Origin of the sequence: Mesorhizobium sp. M1D.F.Ca.ET.231.01.1.1 (genome assembly GCF_003999155.2) — a bacterium.
Lineage (GTDB): Bacteria > Pseudomonadota > Alphaproteobacteria > Rhizobiales > Rhizobiaceae > Mesorhizobium.
On sequence record NZ_RZOZ02000001.1, the window covers coordinates 1264841 to 1282470 of the forward strand.

Consider the following 17630-nt stretch of genomic DNA (forward strand, 5'->3'; position numbering starts at 1 on the left):
CCGTTCGCCACCCGGCAGAATCTGCCCGGGCCGCACTTTTGCCGGATCACCTTTAGCAAGAGCTGCGCAAAGGGAAAGCGCTGACCGCTGGAAACTTGCGCCAGCCGTCCCCCGCAGCTTTACATTTGAGATAGCTAATGTAACCTTTTCTGAAAAAATCGGACCGGCAATCCAGTCGTTGGGGACCAAACGGATGAACACGGTCGTTGACGGGGACCATCGCGTCTCGCCCAGGAGGAATCCGACGCCCTCAACGGAATGCCTGCGCTGCCACGGCGCCAGGAAAGTCTTCCTTTGCGCCCGCTGGATCGGTTCCAACGGCCATTGCTGCCCGGAAGGGACGCATCGCCTGAGTTGCCCAGGACATAGCGTCGTCTGTGTGGAATGCGCCGGACGCGACGGCCGCAACACCTGACGGGTCACGTTTCAGGGAGCTTGCCAGCAGGGCCGGCCCGCAAGCGGCCGCCGCCCTATGGCTTGATCACCTCTGCCCTGTTCTCGGTCGTCGCGTGAACGCGTCTTCCTCGGATCTGGAACCATTCCAGCATCCGCAACGTTGGAACCAGCCCACCTGGGCCAACTGGAGGCAGGCAAATGGGTGTGTCGATCCTCATCGGCATCCTGATCACCTTCCTTGTGGTGATCCTGGTGCTTTATCTCATCCAGCGCCTGCCGCTCGACGGCCGCACAAGGCAGATCGCCCAGGTCATCGTCATCATCATCGGCATTCTCTCGCTGCTCAGATACCTTGCGGTGTTCTAGCGGCGATCCATATCTGTCACCGCAAAGCCATGACTGGAAGCGGTGCCTCGATGAAAAGTCTGTGGATCGCCCTTGTTGCCGGCACGATGTTGTGGACCGCCGGTGCCGCCGATGCGCGGCCCGACACGCGCACCATGACCTGTACCGAGACGCAGGCGCTGTTTCAGGGCCGGCACGCCGCAGTGCTGACCACGGGACCCAACACCTATGATCGTTTCGTGAGCCAATTCGGCAATGAGTGTGACTGGCCGGATGTCCCGATGTCGGTCGCGGCGACCCGTGACGGTCCGTGCCGCGTCTACCGCTGCGAGGAACCGGTCTTCGACTTCCCTGGTTGAGCGACGCTTCCAACCGCGTTGCGGAACCGTTGCGGTGGCACGCGAATTGTAGCGACTGGTGATATCAATATCCCGGCTGCAGGAGGAACGGCCATGTCCAACGATATCATGCGCAGCGGCAGTTGCCTGTGCGGCGGCGTCCAGTTCCGGGTGACCGGCGAGCCGCTGAGGGTCGGCCTTTGCCATTGCAAGGACTGCCGCAAGACCAGCGGATCGGCCTATCAGGCCTTTGCTATATGGCCGCGACAGGCATTCGAAGGCGAGGGAATCACCAGCACCTATGGCGGACGAAGCTTCTGTCCGACCTGCGGCAGCCGCTTGCCGACGGTCCGCGAGGATGAGGTCGAGGTGATGATCGGCAGCCTGGATGTCGCGCCGACCGAAGGATTGGAACCCAGTTACGAACTGTGGATCAGTCGACGCGAGCAATGGTTGCATCCCCTGCCTGATGCGCGCCAGTTCGAGCATGACCGGACCGTCGCCGATTCGGCGGCCGATCGTGGCGAACCGGAGACGGGACAGGAGTCGTATCTTAGGTCAGCCTAAATTCCCAGAACGCAGCAAGGCTTAAGTCCAGACCAAGAGCCATCGGTCCCGGCAATATGCCCTGAAATGGCCGGACGCCGGCCGCGTGGACCTCATCTTCTTCTTGATGTCGCGCATTTTCAACCACCGGTCGGTTTGCCAGTATGGCAACGGCCGCTAGCATCTTCGGCGCGGCGAAACCTTTTGGAGGCCGCTTCGGCCGGCGCGGCTCAGGCAACACATCAGCATTGCCGCGCCGGCCTTGCAAGAACGATAGAATGCCCGGCCTCGGCGTTGCGTCCGAACGAGTACAACTTTTAAGGTTGTTTCAAATTCAAAGGTTTTTTCTTATCGCATGAAGCACCAAGCTTCAGTTGCGACAGAGAAGTTAAAATTGTTTCGGCAAAAGAAAATCTTTCATAATCCGCATTTCTGGTCATGTCAAATAGGCGGCCAGGGCCATGTAAGCAGCAGCAGGCCTTATGATTTCCGATCTCGTACAAAAGGCCAACTTTGTTTCTTTTGAGTTTTGCGACATAGTACTGGCGAATCTTGAAACCGAACGGGGCGGTTTTCATGACGCCGGCGCCTGAACGCAGCCGCAACATGCATATGCGGTATCCACCGATCGACGGGTTCTGGACCTGGGACATCAAGCGCGATCGCGTCTATGGCGACGCCAATCTGTCCGCCTATTTCGACCTGACACTCGACGAATTCTCGCACGGTGCGCCGCTGGAACGGTGGATGCAAAGCATAGAGCGGGAAGACCAGCCGAGGGTCCGCCTGGCGATCCGCAAGGCAATCGAGCGCAGGTCAGGCTTCCGCGAGGTCTACAAGGTCCGCTCGGAAAAGATGGGGCTGCGCAAGATCCTGGCCGTAGGCCAATGCTATGTCGACGGCATGGGCGAGGCAGCGCTCTATCCCGGCTGGTTCGTCGACCTGACGCAGGACGCCACGTGCGAGGAGCACTCGCTGCGCGAAATCCACAACCATGTCGAGCAGGCCAAGGAAATCGCGCAGTCGAGCGGGCACGACGTGCTGTCCTACCTCCTGGACAACATCCAGGAAGAGATCCAGCAGAGGCTTGGAGAGAAATCGAGGAGGTGCAAATCTTCCTGAGGCGATCTCTGACAGGTCTTGGGCTAGCTTCTAGGCGGAAGCCTGCCGCGCCGGCCGATCTCGGCCGTCACCAAGCGTGCGAAATGCGACTGGGGCGAGCGGCGCTCGATAAGCCTGGCTCGCTCGAGGGCGGCGTCGCCATAGAACTCGATCAGCACATTGGCGGCTTTGGCGGCGTCGGCCTGCAGCCTTCCCACATCGGCCTGTGCGCTCCCACTAGAGGGCTCGCTCCTGGCAATCACGTCAAGCATGGCTTGCAACGTGTCAGGAGTGCTGCCCTCGTCTTCGTGCATGGTCACTATCCGATTGGGGGCGTAAAATATCGACATTTCCGGGTGTTGTCCAACAGCTTCGTTGATCGAGCGTGGGTGCAACCGGGTACAGCCTAACCGTGAGTCGGACCCATAACCTTCGTACAAGTATAGTCAGCCAAACTTCCCATGCAGACATTGGGGGCACCGATGGACCAGCCAAGCAAAATGGAAAACCTGCAGTTTGCGCAGGGGATCTTGCGGGAGCTTCGCCAGAAGGCTGAGGCTGATGGCGAAAAGCTTCTGACCTATCTCATCGACATGGCCTATCTCGAAGCCAGCGACCGCATCCGCGCCCATTGGATCGGCAGCCATGAAAACGAGAACCGCCGGGCCAAAGGCTGAGGCCACTGTTCCGGCCGGGAGCGTGCCGCCAAGGTATCGGCCGGCGCCCGAAACGCAAAAAGCCCGCCATGCCTTTCGGCACGGCGGGCGCGATCATGCATGAGAACCTATTGCGTAGCCGCTATCTTATGATGCGGCGGCCTTTTCACGGACCGGAAGCTTCCAGCCCGGCCGGACGAAATGGCAGGTATAGCCGTTTGGGTAGCGCTCCAGATAATCCTGATGCTCGGGCTCGGCCTCCCAGAAGGGACCGGCCGGAGCGAGCTCGGTGACGACCACGCCCCGCCAGAGGCCCGAGGCGTCCACATCGGCGATCGTATCCTCGGCCACCCGCTTCTGCTCGTCGCTGGTGTAAAAGATCGCCGAGCGGTAGCTCATGCCGACATCGTTGCCCTGACGGTTCCTGGTCGTCGGGTCGTGGATCTGGAAAAAGAATTCGAGCAGCGTGCGGAAACTGGTCCTGGCCGGATCGAAGACGATCTCGATCACCTCGGCATGGGTGCCGTGATTGCGATAGGTTGCGTTCGGCACGTCGCCGCCGCTGTAGCCGACACGCGTGGAGATTACGCCCGGAAAGCGGCGGATCAGATCCTGCATGCCCCAGAAGCAGCCGCCGGCAAGGACCGCGCGTTCGGAAGAAGCCATATCAAACCTCCTTGGATTTCTCCATAAATGGGGATTGTGGCCTGCTTCTTCCAGCCGCTCAAGCGATTGGAAACCCAAACCCGCAACGAACCGGTGGTCGTGGAGGATCCTTCAAGGTAAAGGCCCGCCGGCAGAAAGCCCGCGGGCCTTCGGTATTCGGCGCCTCAGCGCTTGCGACCGTCGCGGCCGTGATCTTGATCGTGGCCGCCGCCCAGACAGCTGCTGTCACCGGTGCCGCAGCAGCGTCCAGCCCAGAGCTTGTTGGTGGAGGTGTTGTTGCATTCGTTGGTGACGGTCTGGTCAGCCATGGCCGAGCCGGCGAAAGCAGAAGCGGCAACGAAGGCAAGAAGCGTATTACGAAGAATTGCAGTCATCTGGAATCTCCACGAGTGAATGGTGTCTATTCGCAGCGATGTGTCGCCTGGGGACATGAAATGGTTCACGGAGGTTTCAAAAAAATGCCGGCCTGTGGGTTTCGATGTTTCAGCTTCTTTTGCTTACTGTAACGGCGGCGTCGCCAGTCACTCGTCTCTCATCGTCTTGAATCTCCGCGCCATCACCTCGAAGACGATGTCCGAAATCCACATGGCCGACACCCCGATGAGGAAGGCGGCGGCTAAAGTGGTGGTGTCGTCGGCGGCGTCGGGCATCGGCAGGCCGCTCGCCTGAACCCAGGCGACAACGGGCAGCGTCAGATAGGCGGCGGCCAAAGCGCCGCAGATCGGCGAGGCCACCATCTCGCGCAGTTTGTAGCGATGGCGCGACAGCGCCCTCAGCACCCCGCCGGCGAGACCGGCGGCCACCACCTGGCCCTTGACGCCGAGCAGATCGAAGATGTCGTGCATCAAGGCCTCCAGCCGCAGAGTTTCTCGCCCTTACGGTTGTGGGCAAGGAGCGCCCTCGCCTCCTGGTCCGACAGCGTATCGACAGCCCTGCCGGAAAGACGCAGCGGCGAGGAAACCTCGCAGAAGCCGCCCTTGGCCGTGGTGCAGCCGCAGAGCGCTGCGACGATGGCGGCGGCGATCAGTCCCTTGCCCATGACTTCAACTCCTTCTTGACCGCATCGGCGGGCAGCGCGCCGATATCGTTGTCGACCTGGTCGGCGATATCGCGGGCCGCCGCTTCGCTGGCCGCCTGCCGGTCGCGCTCGGCGCTGGCGCCGGCGCGCCTCTGGTGAAAGCCCCAGCCGAGAGCCGCAATGAGGGACGCGACCACGCCCAGGATGGCGGGATTGCCGGAGAGGAAGGACAGGAACGCCGTCATGCCAGCCACCACACGGCGAGCGCGCCTACAAGGAGCAGCGCGCCGATGACCCAGGGCAAAGCCTGGCGTAGCAGTTCGGTGAAGACCTCGACCATTTTGTAACCTCATTTCGACCAGTGGAATCTGTGGGCGAGCGCATACCAAGCCTCGGCGGCGAGGCTGAGCGCCAGGCCGACGGCGGTTTCGAGCGCCATCTGGATGTCGGGATCGGCTGAAAACGCCGCGGCGTCGCCGGCGCCGAGCAGGCCGCGCGCGACGAGGACGCCGGCGCCATAGCGCAGCGCGATGCGGATGATGACGGCGATCATTGGCAGAGGACTCCAAGGAGATTGCAGGGAAGATGCGCGGCCCAAGCGGCGGCCGAACCGAACGCCAGCGCGACCAGGGCGAGGACACCGACGGCCTTGCGGGGCGAAGGCCGGTCGTCGCCGCCAGAGGCGCTGACGGCCGGCTGCCCCGCGGCGGAGGTCGGCGTCTGCGGCGGCCGGGCGGGCGCCTCAAGCCGCGCCGAGATGAGCAGCGCCTCGCTTCGCACCGAGGCGACGCGCGCGCTCCAGCCCTTGCCGAACGTCGGCCAGGTCGACAGCCGCTGCAGGAAGGCGAGACGCGCATCGCAAAGCGTGTCGATGACGGCGCCGGCGGGTTTCGCCCTGGCCGCGGCGAGCGTGGCCGGCCCGACGCAGCCGTCCTGCGCAACGCCGAGCACGGCCTGCAGGGATCTTGCCGCTTGGCGCGGCCCGCTGTTCACGGCGAAATCGAAGACGGCGTAGTCGACGCCGTCGGGGAGTTCGGAGCCGCGCACGGCTTCCCAGTAGAAACGCCGATAGACCGTGGCGACCTGTTCATCGGTGATCTTCTTCAGGCCGGCCTTGCCGGCGTCGGCTTTCACGTAGCGGCGGAAGTTGGCGAGTGTGACGCCCTTCATGGTGGCGCCGCCGGGATCGGCTTTTTTGTCCGACCAGCCGCCTTCGGATTCGAGCACGAGCGCAAGCGAGCGCGCGAAATTGCGGTTCATGGGAGGCTCCTGGGATGCAGATTGGGGTGGAAAAAGTTTGCCGGCGAATTGCGTTCGCGTGGATTTAGCTTTTTAGAAAAGCCTTAATTGCCGCATGGTAATGTCTGAAAATGGCGGTTGGGCTCCGCCGGGTTGAATGGGCAGCGGCGTTGCAAGGCCTGGGGGTTGGGCAAAATGGGTTTGGCGTTTTTCGAAACAGGCGAGTGCCAAGACTGCGGCGGCACCGGCACGATATTCGAATGCCCGAGATGGCGAAGCTCGAACGGCCAGTGCTGCCCGGCGGGCACGCATCGGCTTAGATGCCCAGGCACCAGCGTGCGCTGCGTCGAGTGCGAGGGGACGGGCGGATCACGAATGGTCGAGGAATGTACGATCGAAAGCGTGACCCAAGGATAGGTCCTGCCGCGCCGGCAAAATTCAACATCGAATAGCTCTCAGGGGTAAACAGACGCGCCCGAGAGCATTTCCACACTTTGGGCTCCAACACACCTGGTCGAGCGGGGCGCAACCGCCTGAAACCGCCATGGGCAGCTCGAGTGCCGGCCATCCCCTCCCGGTTCAAGCACCGATAGACGGCCGCGATCTGCGCACCCCGTGATCTTCCCCGGATCGGCCTGGTGCATCGGCCTTGGCGGTTGAAGGCAACGCTTTTGCGGAGTCGCCCGACCAACCATCTTCGGATTCGAACAGTCGATGACGTGTCCTTCCCGCCCGGATCCACCGGCAGTTCTTGTCAAATGGGAATCGATCGACCACTAGCGCGGACCCAGATCGTCAGATTTGATAACCGTTCGGGGTTGCTTTAGCGCCAGGTTTTGGTTCTAAGCGGGGCTGCGGCTTGGCTCCAGGGTCGCCCTTACTCAGATGGGAGAGAATATGAAGCTGCCGACGCTTCAGGAAATTTTCGACGCTCACGATGGGTTGGGCTCAGACAAGTGGGCCACATATTTTGCCACTTACGACAGTCATTTTGCTCGCTATCGGCAGCAGCCGATCACGCTGTTGGAGATAGGCGTGCAGAACGGCGGCTCCCTGGAAATCTGGGGAAAGTACTTTAAAAGCGCCACGCGTATTTTGGGCTGCGACATCGACGACAGGTGCAGCGAACTCACATTTCAGGATGACCGGATAGCTGTCTTTATCGGTGACGCGAACTCTGTCGAGACCAGGGAGGCGATCCTTGCCGATACGGCGACCTTCGATATCATAGTGGACGACGGCTCACATATGGTGAGCGATGTCATCCAATCATTCGCCTTGTATTTTCCCAGCATCAAGCCTGGCGGCGCCTACGTGGTGGAAGACCTTCACACGTCCTATTGGGAAGACTTTGGTGGCAGCTCTGATCTCGAACTCAGCTCCATGGGTTTTTTCAAGCTCCTTGCCGATGTCGTGAACAAGGAGTTCTGGCGAAACAGCCGCACCGATTTCAACCTGCTGAAGAGCTATGCCGAGCGCTACAGTATCGCCTTGAGCGATGTCGATCTTGACATCGATGAGATCGCCTTCGCCAATTCGATCTGCATTGTTCGCAAAGGCGTCGGGCGCAAAGAGAACAGGCGCCACATCGCAGGCCATATTTTCAAAGTGAACGGCGGCGCGGCTGCTTTTCGCTCAGGAGGCCCTGAGTTGGTTGCGGACCTTCATATCGCTGACAGACTGACGGGCGCGACGGAAAAACAAGAGCAATTCGTGAACGTCACAGCCTCGGCGCTGGATAACATCGGCGAGATCGAACGACTGCGATCCGAGGTTTCTGACGGCCGGCGCGAGATGGAAAAACTTCATGCATCATTGAAGTCATCCAATGCCGAGCTAAGGTCCGCCGGCGAGGCGTTGAAGTTATCCAATTCCGAGTTGAAATCTGCCAGCGAGGCGCTGCAGAAGCTGCAAGGCGAGATCGCCGCCTTAAGAAACAGCACGTCCTGGAAGATAACCGCGCCGATCCGACGAGCACTGACGGCAATCCGTCGGCGGTCAACGTAACCCATTCCGATTTTTAGGGACGGAAATGCTTGGCAAGTTGAAACATGTTCTACGTCGCGCCACGAGGGCGGCGGTGCGGGTAACGTGGGCTGCGATGCCTGACGAATTAAAACGCGTCATCCGTCGTGCCATCGGGTCTCGATGGAAACCATCTGGTGTTCTGGCCGGCTTTTACCCGCGCTTCCGGGAGGCAGGATTGGTCGACAAAGATTGGTATCTGATAGCCTACCCGGACGTTGCCCGGTCGGGCATCGATCCTGTTGAGCATTACGGGACAAGCGGCATTCGGGATCATCGCCAGCCAAATGAATACTTCAGTCCGTCTTGGTATATGGACAAGTATCCCGATGTGCCACGCGCCGGAGTCAACCCGTTCATCCACTACGTCGAATACGGATCGCTCGAGAGGCGAAACCCATCGCCGGCTTTCGATACCGGTTGGTACGCTGATCAGATCGGAAAGGAAGAGCTTGGCGATGAGCTCCCGCTAGCCCATTATCTTCGGGTGGGTCGGTTTCAGGGCCTTCCCCCGGCCGACCCGGGTCGGCATTATCGACGCTCGCTGCTCCGTGAGGCCCAGCAACTGCCCTATGAGATCGAAGAGTTTCGACGGCATATAGACGTTATGGTCTACCGCCCGAAGTTCATTGTCTACATCGAAGGTGATGACAGCGACTCGCGCGAGATGACGATAAAATCCCTTCGCAACCAAGTTTACGACCGCTTCGCGGTCGCCAACGGCGTTGCCAATCTGCTTCCGGTCGAAACCGACCCGCCGGACCCGAAATTCCTAATTTGGCTGCGCGCTGGCGATGAGCTCCATAAAACGGCACTTTACCGGTTTGCCTCTGCTATCAATGCCCAACCCAAGGCGGATATGTTTTACGCTGACGAGGACCACCTTGAAGGCGGCCGCAGATTCAACCCATTCTTCAAGCCGGACTGGAGCCCTGATTATATTGAGTCCTTCAACTATATTGGCCGCGCTGCATGCTTCCGGCTACCGCTGGCGATAGAAATTTTCAAACGCTCGGCGGGAAACTACGACTTCGTGCTACGATTTACAGAAACTGCGAAGCACATCGAGCATTTGCGTCGGGTGCTGTTGCATACGCGATACAACGATGTAGATGAGAAAGAAGATGTCGCGGCGATCCAAGGGCGACTAAGGAGAACCGGTCGGCAGGGTGTAGTTCGCGCGATCAGCAATGGCATCGGGGCCTACAGGTCTGAGCTGACATGGGCCGAAAAGCCGCTCATTTCCATCGTAATCCCGACCGCGGGCAATGTGGTGACTGTCGAAGGCCGCTCCATTGACCTCATTGTGAACTGCGTCGAGCGGATAGCTCAGTCAGACTACAAGAACATCGAGTTCATCATAGTCGACAACGGCGATCTCTCCGGCGACCAGTTCCGGACGCTTGCGCAATTCAATTGCAAGATGGCCACCTTCACCGAACCGGAATTCAACGTTGCGGCCAAATTGAATCTCGGCGCTGACCAGGCCCAGGGCGAATACCTCCTTTTGATGAACGACGATATCGAGCCATTGGTGCCGGTTTGGATAGATCGGATGCTTGATCAATTTGCTAAGCCGCATGTTGGCGTAGTCGGCGCAAAGTTGCTCTATCCGGACGAAACCACGCAGCACGTTGGCGTAGTCATCAACTCTGGGCGTCCTGACCACGTGCGGCGAAAAATGGTGCGCGACGACCTCGGTTACTTCTTTAGCACCTGCGCAGTCAGAAACTATTCGGCCGTGACTGGCGCCTGCATGATGACACGCACCGATGTCTATAGAAAGGTCGGCGGCTACACCGAAGATCTGGCTATCAGTTACAATGACGTCGATTTTTGTTTGAAAGTCCGCAGTTTAGGGCTGACGGCTGTTTATACCCCATTCGCTGAACTAACACATTTCGAGTCCCAGTCGCGAGATGCAAAGCTTGAACCGTCAGAGGCTGATTATTTCGGCGATCGATGGGGTGCGATGGCGGCGTTCGACCCCTATTATAACGAAGAACCCTTCGACACATTACCGGCGAGTTACCGAATCGCCATGAACCCAAGGCAGCTATGATGTCGAACGGTAGACTTGCGTTCTTCTATGTCGCCCGAGGTCGGGATGTTGACTCGCTGTCAAAGTTCAGGCGCTTTGTGGCAGCGTACAAAAAGCATCACCCTGGCGCTGACCATGACCTGTTCATAATCTTCAAGGGATTCGATGACGACGCCGACCTTGGCGATGCCAAGGCAATTTTCAGCAACATCCGGCACGAAGCGATCTCGACCGATGACGACAATTTCGACCTTGGGGCCTACCGAGTCGCCGCAGAGGGTCTGACGCACGAATATGTAGGACTGCTCAACTCGAATTCAGAACCCAACTCGGATGCCTGGATGGCCAAGCTTTTCAATAATCTGGGGCCGAACATAGGTGCGGTTGGCGCAACTGGATCGTTCGAATCGCTAAATGGATTGGACTCCAGAATCCCGCCTTTCCCCAATGTGCACCTCAGGTCAACCGCGCTGATCATGCGGCGCTTGGATCTTTTACACCTGTTTCCCAACCGCATCCCGGATAAGCTAAGCGCCTTCCATGTCGAAAGCGGCCCTAATAGTTTCACTCGACAATTCTTCGAGCGCGGTATGTCCGTTCTCGTCGTCGGCGGCGATGGTCGCGGTTATCCGGTGCCGCGATGGCCGGACAGCAAAACATTCCGCCAAGGGCTGCAAGAGAACCTCTTGGTGCATGACAACGTCACGCGGATGTATAACGCAATGAGTTTCGAGCGTAAAAAAGAGATATCTGGCTCGACGTGGGGCGATTATATCAAGCCGGGGTTTGGGATTTTCCCCGATGATTGGATATAGGGGATGCGGACTTGTGGGTAATGGGAGCAAAACTGTTGGGCAAATGGACCTAGCCATTTGGTAGCCCTTGGGCTGCGGGGACGGGTGTGCTAGTGGCCGTTGCCAGAAGTGAGGCAGCCTGCATTTCAATGGATCAAGTACTTTGGGAAAGAACCTCTAAAGCCCAACAAGCGGCAAAACAAAAATATAATAACATCCAAGTCTTAAGGGCTGTCGCTGCAGGATTTGTCGCCCTCTATCACTCGCAACATTATTTGCAGGTTTTTGTTGGTCCGAGCATCGCTGCCGACGCGTTCGATGGCCAATGGGGTTTTTACGGCGTCGCCATCTTCTTCGCGATATCCGGGTTCCTCATGGGTGACTTAATCCATCGGAACGATGCTTGGACGTTCATCCTGCATCGAGCCGTGAGGATCTATCCGCCGTACTATATGGCCGCGACACTCTCGATAACCTTGCTCTGCTTCATGCCGTGGCGGCCAGAGATTGACATGTTGGGAATGACCCTGGTTCCCGGTTTTGCGCCCGGAACATTAGGCATCGAATGGACGCTGGTCTTCGAAACGGCATTCTATGTCGTCTTGTTCGCTCTGTCCTGGGCGGAACTCGCGAAATGGGTCGAGTGGTTCGCTGGCGCCTGGTTGGCGGCGGTGCTCGCAACGACTGTGTTCGCGCCAGCTTGGCAGGAATCGATCAATCCGCCGCTTACGACCGTGTTGTTGTCGTCCATGAACATAGCATTCGCCGCCGGCCTGTTTTTGCCACGGCTGATGAAAACAGTCGCCTTCTGGCCGCTTACGCTGCTTATCGGACTGCCGCTTGTGGTGGTCACGATCCACGATAATCAGGCAACGCTCAGGTGGGCGGGCGGGTTGGCTTGTGTCCTACTGGTAGGTGCCGTCGCTCAGTTGCCACAGATCGAAGGGAAAAATTGGCTTTCCCATCTAGCTATCAAATTCGGAGACTGGAGCTACGCCACCTATCTTCTCCACTGCACTGTGTTGTGGCTACTGTTTCAGACCTTCGCCGGCTATCAGCATCCGACGCGGATATGGCTGCTTTCCCTTGTGTCAGTCGCTCTCGTCACTTGGCTGTTCGGCTCGCTCGACGTTGCAGCTTATAGGCTCCTGCGCCGTCGAGTGAACTCTGCAAGCGATGCGACAAGGCGAGCATGGGGAACGGCCTACATCGCCGCATTCTTGCTAATCTGCCTAGCGGGGACACTGTTCTAGTCCACTGTGAGCGCGCATATTGATCGGCGACAAGTTTGATGACGGAAAATCCTTCAGTCGGCAGAATCATGCGTTCGCCGACCGGCCTTCCTCATACCAATTGGTGCCGTCCCAGGTCATAAGAAGCATGTCAGATGCGGAGGTGGTGAAGTTTCCGGCCATCTTCAGATTGCTGCCCGTGGTGACCGTGAGGATGCCGTCGAAGATCATGCGGATTGTCGTGCCGGCGATAATACCCGTGCCGTCAATCGTGGTGATATTGGTTGTACCCGACACGTGGAAGAGGTTGCCGGTCGGCACAATAATTGAGGCGCTGGCCACCGTGGTTCCCATGAAGCTATGGAATAGGCCTGCAGCGTTCCATCCGGATTTTAGGTCGGCCAAATTGAAATCGGAATTATCGTTGGTGGCCCTGAGATAGACGCCGAGTTGTCCCCGCCCGTTGGCCGCATTGCGGGTGAGCCCAAAGCCGGCTTTGGCGGAGCGCGTTTCGGAGCCGGAGTTTGTGACCTGAAAGCCCAGCGCCGCAGTTGGCGAGGCACCACTGTCGTTCTCCAACCTTTGCACGATCTGCAGGGAGTTGGCAGAGGCATACGCATGGATCGGGCTTTGGGCGGTCTTGACGTAGCTGCCGATGATGACGCTGCCCACAGGATAGCTGCGTCCGGTCTCAATCCACGCACTTCCCACCTTGCGGAACGTCAGTATAGCCCCGTTTGGTGGCGACGTATTCTGCGCGCCACGCAAGGCTAGGGATGCGCTATTCACGAAAGTGGTGTTCGCATCGCCGATGCGGACCTCAAGCTCAAGCCCTTCGTAGCCGTCATCAAAGTTGGTGATGCCGGTCGCAATGGCATTGGCTGTAACGAGAACGCCATTAATGGCTTGCCCAACGGAAGGCGTAGTGTCGTTGCTGGCTGCCGTAGTGAGGTTCGTCACTGGGTGGTTGTCACTAATGTAGCTCTGGCCAGCACTGCCGTCGCCACCAACGATCGCGTCAACGGTGCCGTCCCCAATGTTGCCATGAATGGTGTTTCGAGTGGTACTTGACGCTTGGTAGATGCAGAAGAACCCACCAGTCGTGTTGTTGAATGAATTGTCGGCGATGATGTTGTCTGCACCGCCGGTCAGGAAAATGCCGAAGTTGTTGACCCCCGAGGGAGCATCTGGCGTTGAGATCGTGTTGCCCGTCACGATGTTGAAGTGGGCGTTGGACATGTAGATGCCCGGCCAATCAGCCTGTGACGAAAAATTGGTCTTAAACACCGTGTTATCGGCGATCGGAGTATAGACGACATTGGTGAGGTCAATACCGCGAACATAGGCATTCACATGGTTGTTGCAGATCCCGAACCAAGCGTTAGCCACGCTGCTGTCTGCGAGAATCCCTTTGTCCACCCCCACGATACGGTTGTCGGAAACGACAAATCCATCTCCGTAGGAGGATAAGTCAGACGTGCAGTGGACGCCGACTTTGGCGTGGTAGATGTGGTTGCCAGTCACATGGCAATCATTGCACCGCAACAGCTTGATGGCGTCGTTCATTTCGAATGGCGACTGGTTATCCCCGGCAATGCCCTTGATGCTACATCGCTCAATCGTGCCGTTCCATCCATCCGTAACGACAATGCAGTTGTCCCAGTAGTCGGCGTCCACATCCAGCCCCTGGATGCTCAGGTCATGGTAGTCGAACATGATGGAGGTGGAAGAAGCGCTGATAGGGCTGATGGTGTGCGAGATCGCCGTGCCGCCGCTTGCCTGGCTGGTCTTGATGCTGAAATGGTGCAGCTCGACCTGGCGGGACCACTGGACCTTTCCGGCGGCGTGGGTGGAGGTGATGTCCAGACCGCCGTCGCTGCTGGTCCAAACGAGGATCGAAATGTCCTCGCCCTGCCCGCCAAGAGCCAGGCCAGCCGCGCCGATGTACTTGGTGATCCTGGACCCCAGCGTGATGGTGCCCGCAGGGAGTTCCCCGGCGATGCCGGTGTAGACGAGGAAATCCAGGAAGGCCGAGAACGCGGCGGCGCTGTCGGCGCCATTCAAGGTGACGCCGAACCACAGCGGCGATATGGCCCTTACCGCGCCTGAGCCGGAGACGAGATCGATGCGGCGCCATGCGCCTGAGGCCCCGCTGGCGTCGGAGGACGGCGCGACCAGCACACCCTGCCAGGGATCGTTTGTGACATTCACGGCCTGATTGGAGGCATCAAACACAAAGATACCGTTCCGCCCGCCCTCGTTCCAGATAAGGGCAACCTTGTCCCTGCCGGTGTCGAGCGCCGCGAGCGCGGCGCGGTCGGCCACATAGACCGGCGCGTCGATGTAGTCGCGCGCGACCGCCGGCGCCGTTCCGCCAAGGGGATATTCGACAATGCTGATCGGGTCATCGCCGATCACGGGATCCAGCGTGTTGAAGCGGAATGTCTTGTTTGCGTTGATGGCGCCTTCCTGCACTGCAACCGTCGTGCCCTTCTGCAGGGTGCGAGCCGTGCGGGCGTCGGCCGCCCGATACCACTGACCTGCCGAGACCGTGCGGATGCCGTTCTCTGAGCCGTCGGTCTGGTCTTTGACTAGGATGCGGTCGCCGACTTCGGTCGGCACACCGTCAATGACCAGCAAGCCGCCAGCGTCGACGTCGATGTTGGCAGTCGTCGCCAGGCGCACGGGTTCGCGTTCGCCGGTCAACAGACGAACGGCGGCAGTTGCAGGTCGCGACATAAGGCTTGCTCCATGAAAAAAGCCCCGCGAAAGCGAGGCTGAGAATTGGGCGGTCTAGTGGCTTGGCCGGAGCGCTGAACGCCCCACGGCGGTCATGCGACAGGGTAAATTTTCTCGCCGCAATGGCGGTGCTTGCATTGCCATGCGGCGCGGTCGTACGACCTGGATCGGCCGGAAACTCTCTCGAAAGCTGCCTTAAGGGCGTGCTTTAAGGAACTCGAGTTCGGGATTGTCGTGACCGTTGTGCTACAAGACTATCGCAAGGTAGCCTTCGCGGAGAACAACAATCGGTTACAGGCAGGCTCGCGGCGGAGACTTGGTCAGAGCGCGCGGAACGGCGGGGGGGCCGGGCAGCGGCAAGATTTTTGGTCGAGGAATTGAAGCGGCTAGCGAGCACATCTCAACGCTCCCGGAATCTATTGGGCCAGCCTGGATATCGATGTTCAGTGAAGCCGCCTTAACCCTCGTTATCTGCCGTCATAAGACTCGACCTCAGCTGATGGGATACAAGACCGGGACGCAGCTCGGGCGGCGCCTGCTTCAGGAAATTGCCGAACAGCGTGTCGAACCAGCCGGTTTTCACCACCTGGCCGGTGTGCGGATCGACCTGACCATACATCATGTCGTGAAAGCCGACGCCGTCGGCCGGCGCATTTGCGATCGCGGCGGCTTCGGCCTTGGCGATCTCGTCATTCAGCCTGCGGGCCGAGATCTCGATGTCAAAGGCCAGCTGCTGCGCCTTGCGCTGATCGTAGCGCTCGGCAACCGCCTGCCAGTGGTCGCCGAGCTGCTGGACCGCCTCGCCCACTGGCGAGGAGTCCGGGTACTGCACCGCATTGCCGGTATCGAGCCGGCGCTCGCCGACCAAAAGAGGAATGACATGAACCATTTCAGTAGAGACCCGTATAGCCGCCGATTATGGCCCTGCCGCCCGAGGCGAGAGTGACGACCCGCCGAAGGTCACGGACCTCGCCGGATCGTAGAGGCCTGACAGCCCATCGATCAGGCTGCCGCCGGCCTTGAAGATCGAGGCCGTCATCGCCTGCTTGCCCTGGAAGCGCGAGATGGCGGCCTGGGTGTTGAGATTGTTCTGGCGCAGCTTCGAGCTGTATCGGGTCGCATTGAGGTCGACTTGGCCCTGGCGGGCGTTGGCCGCCAGGACCTCGGTCGGCGATCCCGCGATGCCGACGCCGGAAGCGCCGGCCTGGGCGCGCGCCTGGGCCTCGAGCAGGTCCTGCCTGCGGCGTTCCTGTCTCTGCTCGAAGGCGGCGCTTTGCGCGTCGGCCTGCGCCTGCTGTTCGTAGGCCTTGGCCTGGTAGTTCGCCAATTGCTGCTGCTGGGCGCCCTGCACAAGGGCGCCGCCGACCGAGATGGCCGTGCCGAGAAGAGCTAATGTGCACATGGTTCAGCCTCGCTTGGGTTTCTTGGCCGAGCCGGCCACAGGCGCGCGCAGCGCCGGGCGGGGATCGAGCGCGCCGCCTGTATTGATCAGCGAAAGGAGCAGCCGGTCGGCCGCCAGGCCGGCGCGGCTGAGGCGCGCTGGCGCCGCCGCGCGCGGGCCGGTCATGGCGGCGCGGCGGGTGGCGGCAAGGCTCACCTTCAGGCGCGGCAGGCCGGCGGCGTCGAACAGGCCGTTGGCGGTGGCAATGGCGCGCGACAGCGTGTCGGCCTCGAACAGTTCCTCGCGCAGTTCCTCGACCAGCCTGCGGGCGGCGCGCCAGCGCGCGCCGAGCAGTGCCGCCTTGCCTTCGATCTCGTCGGCCAGCGCCTCGATGTCCGTGCGCGCTTCGGCCTCGGCGGCGGTGGCGTGGCGGCCGCTGGCGGCGGCGATGGCTTTTTCCAGCACGACAATGGTGTCGTTGCAGTCGTCGAGCGCGGCGCGCGCGGCGGCGAGGTCGCCGTCGCCGAAAATGGCGCGGTCCTCGGCCTGCTTCAGGGCCTGGCGGCTGGCTACGGCTTGTGAGAGGTCGGTGTCGAGCAAGGCGATGACGGCGGCGAAATCCGCAGCCGTCCGCGCCCTGCCGAGAGCTTCGGCATGGGGGGTCATGGATGGGTTCCTTGGGTGGGGTGGAGAGCGGGGGGCGGAGGGCCAATCTCCCTCGTGGCGGAGATGCCCCGGCAGGGCAGAGCGGGGCTCGAAGGAACGAGGCGCCCGAGATTGATTTCTTCGCCCCATGATCGTGGGGAGAGGCGGCTCGGCGGAGCCGAGACTGCGCCCTACGAAGTCTCGGAGAAGCTGGCGGGACCGCACCCCCTTGTCCTGCCGGACATCTCCCCCCACAAGGCATAGGCGCTAAGATAGGGATTGCGGCGCGGAATCGATTGTGATTCTACGCTGGGATGACACACGAATCGCTTGTTGATGACGGCTGGGCCGAGACGATTGAGCTTCTCGGCGGGGAAGAGTTGATCGCAGGAAGTGCTCGCGAGACGAAGGCGTTCCTGCGCCCGCGCGGCATCAGATCGGCGAGCGACCTGTTGCGCCTGACACTGG

Annotated in this window: 22 protein-coding genes; 9 read left to right on the forward strand and 13 right to left on the reverse strand. The window is 60.1% G+C overall.

Features of this window, described 5'->3' with window-relative positions; genetic code table 11:
* Positions 1-594 precede the first annotated feature (594 nt).
* From EN874_RS06305 to EN874_RS06315, 3 genes are all read left to right on the forward strand, one after another.
* Entirely contained in the window at positions 595-762 is a 168-nt protein-coding gene (locus EN874_RS06305) for a Thivi_2564 family membrane protein (RefSeq protein ID WP_127424474.1), read from the forward strand.
* A gap of 50 nt (positions 763-812) precedes the next feature.
* Positions 813-1100: a hypothetical protein gene (locus EN874_RS06310; RefSeq protein WP_127424475.1), complete on the forward strand. Its 288-nt coding sequence runs from the start codon at positions 813-815 to the stop codon at positions 1098-1100.
* A gap of 93 nt (positions 1101-1193) precedes the next feature.
* Positions 1194-1646: a GFA family protein gene (locus EN874_RS06315; RefSeq protein ID WP_127424476.1), complete on the forward strand. Its 453-nt coding sequence runs from the start codon at positions 1194-1196 to the stop codon at positions 1644-1646.
* A 296-nt stretch (positions 1647-1942) separates the two neighbouring features.
* On the opposite strand, the gene EN874_RS06320 is transcribed toward EN874_RS06315, so the two are convergent.
* Positions 1943-2203, reverse strand: a complete 261-nt coding sequence (locus EN874_RS06320; RefSeq protein ID WP_127424477.1) for a hypothetical protein — start codon at positions 2201-2203, stop codon at positions 1943-1945.
* Between EN874_RS06320 and EN874_RS06325 the strand changes: the two genes are divergently transcribed.
* Positions 2202-2747 carry a hypothetical protein gene (locus EN874_RS06325; RefSeq protein WP_127424478.1) on the forward strand — a complete coding sequence of 182 codons (546 nt, stop codon included), beginning with the start codon at positions 2202-2204 and terminating at the stop codon, positions 2745-2747. The genes EN874_RS06320 and EN874_RS06325 overlap by 2 nt on opposite strands.
* A gap of 23 nt (positions 2748-2770) precedes the next feature.
* Here the strand turns inward: EN874_RS06325 and EN874_RS06330 are convergent, their stop codons facing one another.
* Entirely contained in the window at positions 2771-3040 is a 270-nt protein-coding gene (locus tag EN874_RS06330; RefSeq protein ID WP_127424479.1) for a hypothetical protein, read from the reverse strand.
* Between the two features lie 168 nt (positions 3041-3208).
* Here EN874_RS06330 and EN874_RS06335 point away from each other — a divergent pair, with 168 nt between their 5' ends.
* Positions 3209-3403 (forward strand): hypothetical protein, encoded by a 195-nt coding sequence (locus EN874_RS06335; protein WP_095778310.1) that lies wholly within the window; start codon positions 3209-3211, stop codon positions 3401-3403.
* 126 nt (positions 3404-3529) lie between these two features.
* On the opposite strand, the gene msrA is transcribed toward EN874_RS06335, so the two are convergent.
* The 7 genes from msrA to EN874_RS06370 form a co-directional block, all read right to left on the reverse strand.
* Positions 3530-4048, reverse strand: coding sequence for a peptide-methionine (S)-S-oxide reductase MsrA (msrA, locus tag EN874_RS06340; protein WP_127424480.1), 519 nt, complete (start codon positions 4046-4048; stop codon positions 3530-3532).
* 164 nt (positions 4049-4212) lie between these two features.
* Positions 4213-4422, reverse strand: coding sequence for a hypothetical protein (locus EN874_RS06345; RefSeq protein ID WP_127424481.1), 210 nt, complete (start codon positions 4420-4422; stop codon positions 4213-4215).
* A 147-nt stretch (positions 4423-4569) separates the two neighbouring features.
* On the reverse strand, positions 4570-4893 hold the full coding sequence (locus EN874_RS06350) for a hypothetical protein (RefSeq protein WP_127424482.1): 324 nt from the start codon (positions 4891-4893) through the stop codon (positions 4570-4572).
* A complete protein-coding gene (locus EN874_RS06355) occupies positions 4893-5087 on the reverse strand; it encodes a hypothetical protein (protein WP_127424483.1) in 195 nt (64 codons plus the stop codon). Before EN874_RS06355 ends, EN874_RS06350 begins: the two co-directional genes overlap by 1 nt.
* Positions 5072-5311 (reverse strand): ABC transporter permease, encoded by a 240-nt coding sequence (locus EN874_RS06360; RefSeq protein ID WP_127424484.1) that lies wholly within the window; start codon positions 5309-5311, stop codon positions 5072-5074. The genes EN874_RS06355 and EN874_RS06360 overlap by 16 nt, the downstream gene beginning before the upstream one ends.
* A 104-nt stretch (positions 5312-5415) precedes the next feature.
* On the reverse strand, positions 5416-5619 hold the full coding sequence (locus EN874_RS06365; RefSeq protein WP_127417028.1) for a hypothetical protein: 204 nt from the start codon (positions 5617-5619) through the stop codon (positions 5416-5418).
* Positions 5616-6326: a glycosyl hydrolase 108 family protein gene (locus EN874_RS06370; RefSeq protein WP_127424485.1), complete on the reverse strand. Its 711-nt coding sequence runs from the start codon at positions 6324-6326 to the stop codon at positions 5616-5618. Before EN874_RS06370 ends, EN874_RS06365 begins: the two co-directional genes overlap by 4 nt.
* A gap of 876 nt (positions 6327-7202) precedes the next feature.
* Between EN874_RS06370 and EN874_RS06375 the strand changes: the two genes are divergently transcribed.
* The 4 genes from EN874_RS06375 (at position 7203) to EN874_RS06390 (ending at position 12418) form a co-directional block, all read left to right on the forward strand.
* Positions 7203-8312 (forward strand): class I SAM-dependent methyltransferase, encoded by a 1110-nt coding sequence (locus tag EN874_RS06375; protein ID WP_168247376.1) that lies wholly within the window; start codon positions 7203-7205, stop codon positions 8310-8312.
* Between the two features lie 25 nt (positions 8313-8337).
* Entirely contained in the window at positions 8338-10392 is a 2055-nt protein-coding gene (locus EN874_RS06380; protein WP_127424487.1) for a glycosyltransferase, read from the forward strand.
* On the forward strand, positions 10392-11186 hold the full coding sequence (locus tag EN874_RS06385; RefSeq protein ID WP_127424488.1) for a hypothetical protein: 795 nt from the start codon (positions 10392-10394) through the stop codon (positions 11184-11186). Before EN874_RS06380 ends, EN874_RS06385 begins: the two co-directional genes overlap by 1 nt.
* Positions 11187-11314: 128 nt before the next feature.
* On the forward strand, positions 11315-12418 hold the full coding sequence (locus EN874_RS06390; RefSeq protein WP_127424489.1) for an acyltransferase: 1104 nt from the start codon (positions 11315-11317) through the stop codon (positions 12416-12418).
* Between the two features lie 66 nt (positions 12419-12484).
* Here EN874_RS06390 and EN874_RS06395 read toward each other — a convergent pair whose 3' ends face one another.
* From EN874_RS06395 to EN874_RS06410, 4 genes are all read right to left on the reverse strand, one after another.
* Entirely contained in the window at positions 12485-15136 is a 2652-nt protein-coding gene (locus tag EN874_RS06395) for a NosD domain-containing protein (RefSeq protein WP_127424490.1), read from the reverse strand.
* Between the two features lie 457 nt (positions 15137-15593).
* The gene (locus EN874_RS06400; protein WP_127424491.1) at positions 15594-16025 is read right to left on the reverse strand and encodes a hypothetical protein; all 432 of its coding nucleotides are present in this window, start codon (positions 16023-16025) and stop codon (positions 15594-15596) included.
* 27 nt (positions 16026-16052) lie between these two features.
* On the reverse strand, positions 16053-16538 hold the full coding sequence (locus EN874_RS06405) for a hypothetical protein (protein WP_127424492.1): 486 nt from the start codon (positions 16536-16538) through the stop codon (positions 16053-16055).
* A 3-nt stretch (positions 16539-16541) separates the two neighbouring features.
* Positions 16542-17183 carry a hypothetical protein gene (locus EN874_RS06410; protein WP_127424493.1) on the reverse strand — a complete coding sequence of 214 codons (642 nt, stop codon included), beginning with the start codon at positions 17181-17183 and terminating at the stop codon, positions 16542-16544.
* Positions 17184-17630 lie beyond the last annotated feature (447 nt).